The sequence below is a fragment of the Candidatus Cloacimonadota bacterium genome (assembly GCA_020532355.1).
Taxonomy (GTDB): Bacteria; Cloacimonadota; Cloacimonadia; order Cloacimonadales; family Cloacimonadaceae; genus UBA5456.
On sequence record JAJBBD010000096.1, the window covers coordinates 1 to 5142 of the forward strand.

The 5142-nt window shown below is 39.7% G+C and carries 4 protein-coding genes; 1 reads left to right on the plus strand and 3 read right to left on the minus strand.

Annotation, left to right across the window (positions count from 1 at the left end; all coding sequences use genetic code 11):
• The first annotated feature begins 30 nt into the window (after window positions 1-30).
• Entirely contained in the window at window positions 31-672 is a 642-nt protein-coding gene (locus LHW48_03155; protein ID MCB5259458.1) for a hypothetical protein, read from the plus strand.
• A gap of 21 nt (window positions 673-693) precedes the next feature.
• Here the strand turns inward: LHW48_03155 and LHW48_03160 are convergent, their stop codons facing one another.
• The 3 genes from LHW48_03160 to LHW48_03170 all read right to left on the minus strand — a co-directional run.
• Window positions 694-2157 carry a PIN domain-containing protein gene (locus LHW48_03160; GenBank protein ID MCB5259459.1) on the minus strand — a complete coding sequence of 488 codons (1464 nt, stop codon included), beginning with the start codon at window positions 2155-2157 and terminating at the stop codon, window positions 694-696.
• A 26-nt stretch (window positions 2158-2183) separates the two neighbouring features.
• Window positions 2184-4475 (minus strand): AAA family ATPase, encoded by a 2292-nt coding sequence (locus LHW48_03165; GenBank protein MCB5259460.1) that lies wholly within the window; start codon window positions 4473-4475, stop codon window positions 2184-2186.
• 25 nt (window positions 4476-4500) lie between these two features.
• The coding region (locus tag LHW48_03170; GenBank protein MCB5259461.1) for a DUF5655 domain-containing protein at window positions 4501-5142 on the minus strand (642 nt) is incomplete at its 5' end.

Here is a 5142-nt window from a genome sequence, read left to right on the forward strand (position 1 = left end):
GAGCCCACCAAGGCGATAATAGACCGCTGTGTGCGGCTCGGACTGAGAGACACCCAAGTGCAAGCTCAAACCAAGACCAGCATCGGGCTCTGGGGCATCGAAGATCAGCATCTCTCCTCCACTATTCAGAAGCAGCAATTGTTCTGGATCGGCAACCACTTTGAAGCCGACAACCGGCAGAATTTCGCAGACACTCTCTCCAAAGCTATTGAGCAGGGCTATACTAAAGAGATGCTTGCCGATACCCTCAAAGACCAGTTCAATGACCTGGCCAACCGCTCATCACATTACTGGCAGGGATTGGCAGAGCATACAGCACTTAGAGTCAGAGAGTTCGGAAGGCTGCAGGGTTACAAGAAAGCCAAAGCCAGATACTACAAGCTCGTGGTGATCCTGGATGACCGCACAAGTGACATCTGCCGTGCTCTCGCTGCTCAAGACAAGATATACCCACTAAACGATGCCCTGGAAGTGATGGATAACCTCATGGCTCTGGACACCAAGTCCAACAGCCTGGATGATGCCCGGGAACTCATCAAAGCACTAGCACCTTGGGTCAAAGACGATCAGATCGAATACGACTCAGAGATGAATCCTGTAGGTGTCTCCGGAGCACATACCCCGTTCCCGCCCTTTCATTGGAAGTGTAGGACAACGACACAGATTATATAGTAACTAAGGGGAAAGGCACTTTTATAATCCCATCCCTTCTTTTAACAAACCAATTTCTTTCAAAATTGTAGACTCAACTACATCGAAAAAATCATTATCTATGGTTTCTACTGGATAGGTTATTATAGTTTGAGAGGGTTTTGGCAGGTTTTCACAAGACACCGTGCATGATAGCTTTACCTCAGTGAGATTATACTGTTTAGGAACAGTAAAATAGAATGTGAAAATCTCGGCTTCTATATCATGTCTAAACTCGTCACAATTAAATTGAACTGAAGTATAATAGTCTGTGGGTTTTTTAACATAATAAAAGCTGTATTTGTTATGTTCTGGTTTTCTAGGGGGGTATAGACTAGGAATAGGTGGTAATCGAATCATGCCTCCTTGATTGAACACAATTTCGAATGGGTTACGTCCCTTTGGTGGACTTGGTGGTTTTGGCATCTTTGGGATAAGTAATGCGTCATCTTCAATAAGACCTGATGGTATAAAAAGGCAATCATTTAGTATCGTAAATTCAGCAAGCACATTATGAGCAAACGTACTGCCTTTATTTAATAAATGTACTTCAATACTATAGGTGTTTAACTTCTTATGCAAATGCGCACCAATGGTTTGAATCCAATTGTTAGTCTTTTCAATCCAGTTAGGATAGCGTTCGTCAGAGTACCTTCTTATCGCCTCGATACTTGGTTTAGTATAATCAACATTTATCATTCGCTTTAAAAAGCTACGTTTAAAAACTTCAAATTTCTCATCCTCATCTGAGTAGTCCGTTTTCATTGGGAAAGCCTTTTGAATCATGCCTAAAAACACTTCCACTTGTTGGCTATCCACGTTTTCGATTTCTTTAAACCTTACTTTATCAGTTGCAATCCCCTCAGGATTGAATAACTTCGAGGAAATGTTGAACTCAGGAAGTGAAGCTCGAAGCCTGTTATTCTCATCTTGAAGCTCAATTACTTTCTTTGCATTCGGATCATTCTCAGGTTGTAAAAGCCAATCATCTGGCACTGGGTGGTTCACAATGTTTCTTTGCTGTGCCTTTATCAACACAACTGTATCATTGGCAATGATTCTAACATCAGCCGTATTATTATGCTTAACAAACATCTGCGTTGAGGCAATTAACCTGTCATCAGCATTCTCAACATTTAGACTTGCATCAAGTTTTGCCAATTGGTCACAGGAGTAAAAAGGGGAAAATCGAATAGTGACACTCGGTTTTTCAGAAACTTGATAAGAGTTATTATGGTTTGAGTGCATTTTTCTGAACAAACTGTTGTATTTTCTCGCTTGAGATGATCTTCGTCGATTCGAGTCAGTTTTGAATTTATCTATCTCTTTTATAACTGGCTCTGATAACAACAACTCAAGCTCATCAAAAGCTCCAATCAGATCTGCAAAGTTTATCTGATTCAGGTCTCTGCATTGGACAAGAAAATTGGTGTCAAAGAAGGCGTATATTTTACGAGTAGTGCTCATTGCATCTCCTAACTAATAAAAGTAATCTAGTTTGCAGTAAAAGTGAGTGTTCTTCTTATGAATCCATTCAATGCTCCATCATTTATATCTGCTGTTTGCCAATTTGGATTTGTATCGTGGTGAAATCTGTTTGCAAATTCCTTGATATCATCTAATTCATTAATCTGCAACTCGTTCAATATCTGCTCAGGTGATCCAATTCTGTCTCTGCAAACATGTATAAAAGGTCCCAGATGTGTCCCAGGTACAAAATACTTCGGGCATCGCACTCTTAAGTATCCTTCAAGATAAGGTCTTATAGCAATTGCAACTTCCCTAATGTTTACTCTTTCCCCGTTAACATAGGCATCTAATAACCCAAACAACCTATCATGCTCCGTATATGAGTCATCATCCACATTCCAGTCAATTATTGTTGAGTTTCTTCCATCTCTGATTATCTGTAATGATGCTCTGTTATCTCGATCTGCACGTGCCCAGATATTACACAAAAATGATTTACTGTGAGACGAGACAATCACTTGATTAGCTTGATTAGCAAACCTACGAATCTCTTGAGCAGTTTGTAGAGTCCTATGCTCATCAAGAGTTGAAACTGGGTCATCAATAATGATAATTTTGTTCCCAAGATTGGGGTCATCTCTCAGAGTAGCAAAGAAAAAGGCTAGGGCCAAGGAATTACGATCTCCCGAACTGAGAGTGTTATGAAACGCTTGAGCTCCTGGTTCTGAGGTTATTGACACAGGAGTGTTACTTATCGACACTCCGTAATTACATGTCGATCCAGCACGAATATTGGCAGGTGTAACATTGCACAGTCGAAATCCAGCATGAAATATTTGCAGATAGTCGTTAACTGCTGTCTCAAATCTCGGAAACACACTATCCCGGTAGTTCTGAAGATTTGTTCTTGCCCTAACTCTCAAACTTTCAGTTGTTAGCTTGTTAGTTTTCTCTTGTAGGTAGCTCTCGCAGGTCTGTGATAAATCATGCGAGTAACGAGATTTTATTGCTTTAAGTCTACTGAGATCTCTATTTAGTGGTGAGACATTAGCACTTTCTGTTCTTTGTTTGATAGCATTTATCTCTTCATTTATCTGCGCTACGTGCCGGTTATGATCATCAATTCTATGGCGATTAGCTTCGTAATCTGAGAATAAAGCAAGCTCATCATCGGTACAAGTTACGATATCTAAAGGAGATGCCTGCTTAATCATCAGTTTCGAATTAATCATATCTCGAAGGGTTTTCCAACTCCTAACTACAGAATCGCTATCGAATATGATTTCGGGTACACTGGTAAACTTTGACCAATACAGTCGCTTTTCATTATATGACCTTATCGCTCTCTCGAACGCAATAAGTCTCTCTTCTCCACATTGAGTGTCTAACTTGGTACAAGTTTCACTAATTCCCTTTATCAATTGCTTGTATTCTGCGCTAAAATATGCTCGATAATGCATTAGAATACTTGATCTTTCTAATGGTTGAGAACAGAATGGGCAGAATTCATCATCACTTTCTACTGGAACTGATTGGAGAAAAGACATTCCTTGAGAAATCCAATGCTCTGGGCTAATTGAGTACTTACCAAAATGATCCTTAACTAATTGCAGTGCTGTTGAATCTAGGGTATCCAATGATGAAGCAAGCAAATCTGTGTAAGCCGATAGATTGAACTCAGGTAATTGAATTAGTGTAAATAGAGCAGCGCTCGAGATTTCTGCAGCGTTTTGAGCAGCCAACAGATTTCTTTCAGCACCAGTGATTTTAGCATCTATATCATCTTCATTGGGTAAACTGCAGAAATCATCAACACTATAACCATGCCTCGATTCTGTTGGGATCAGACCGGATAATCTCTGGAGTTCTCGATTGTGGTCTTCAATTTGCTGAATGTAATCATTTAACTGCCTGTTTAAACTTACTCCTTGCTCGCCGATTATCAACTCATGTAGATTCTGCCTGTGGCTTGGATCGACCATCAAACCAGAGCAAACATTATTGGCAACAAAGACGTCATCATAAATCACAATTTCTGGTATGGTCCTAGTCCATGTGCCATTTTGGAATTGGACAGTTTGATTTCCTTCACATGTTAAAACTACATGGGGATTGGATTGACTACCTATACTACTTCTTTCATTAATGTGAATCGGTTCCCCAGTCATCAGAGATCTTAGTATGGCAGATAGGGTTGTTTTACCCCTTCCATTCTCAGCATAAATCAGATTCAATCGCTTTAAATCAACGTTAGCTGCCCCGCTCATTCTTACAAAGAGTCCTGTGTTATCGATATAGTTAATTTTTTCTATCATAGTTGCCTCATCCGTCTTACTTCCATTAAGAGTGCAGTTTAACCGACTGCTCAATCAAACTAAGGATGTAAGAAATTCTTGTATCGTCTCTTACTACTATCTGATAATCACCGTTCCCCCATTTACCCTTGCCGGATACATCCTCTGCTAAGCCAAGATTATCAATCAGTTGACCTTTTGGCATATTTATGGTTATCTTAATCTTGGACCTCTGAATCTCGATGTCCACAATGTTAGTATTTCTTTTAAATGCTATATATAGCTTTTTGGGTTCTACGCTTAACTTCCACTTAGCAACGATCTCGTCTCTGAGTGTCTCGTAAAGAGAGGCAATATCTTCGTTAGCTTTTTTGAGATGGTCTTCTTCAGTATAAACTACAATCTCATTTGTTACTTTACCTAGTTTCGTATCTATGGGAGATAGTTTTTTTATGCTGGTACCTGATCTGCCATAGTCTATTCTGCGATATGACATGTGGTTTTCTGAGTAGAACTTAATCTCCCAAAGTGAAATGGGGAGATCATTAAAGATTAGCGAACCTAACTGATAGCTGTTGAATGCAGTTGAAACAAAATACACTCTGGACTGAGCCCAATCTATATCACCAATTTGGAGATTTTTATTATTAACTAGGTTATACTGGAGGACAAAATCTGCCTTGCGATC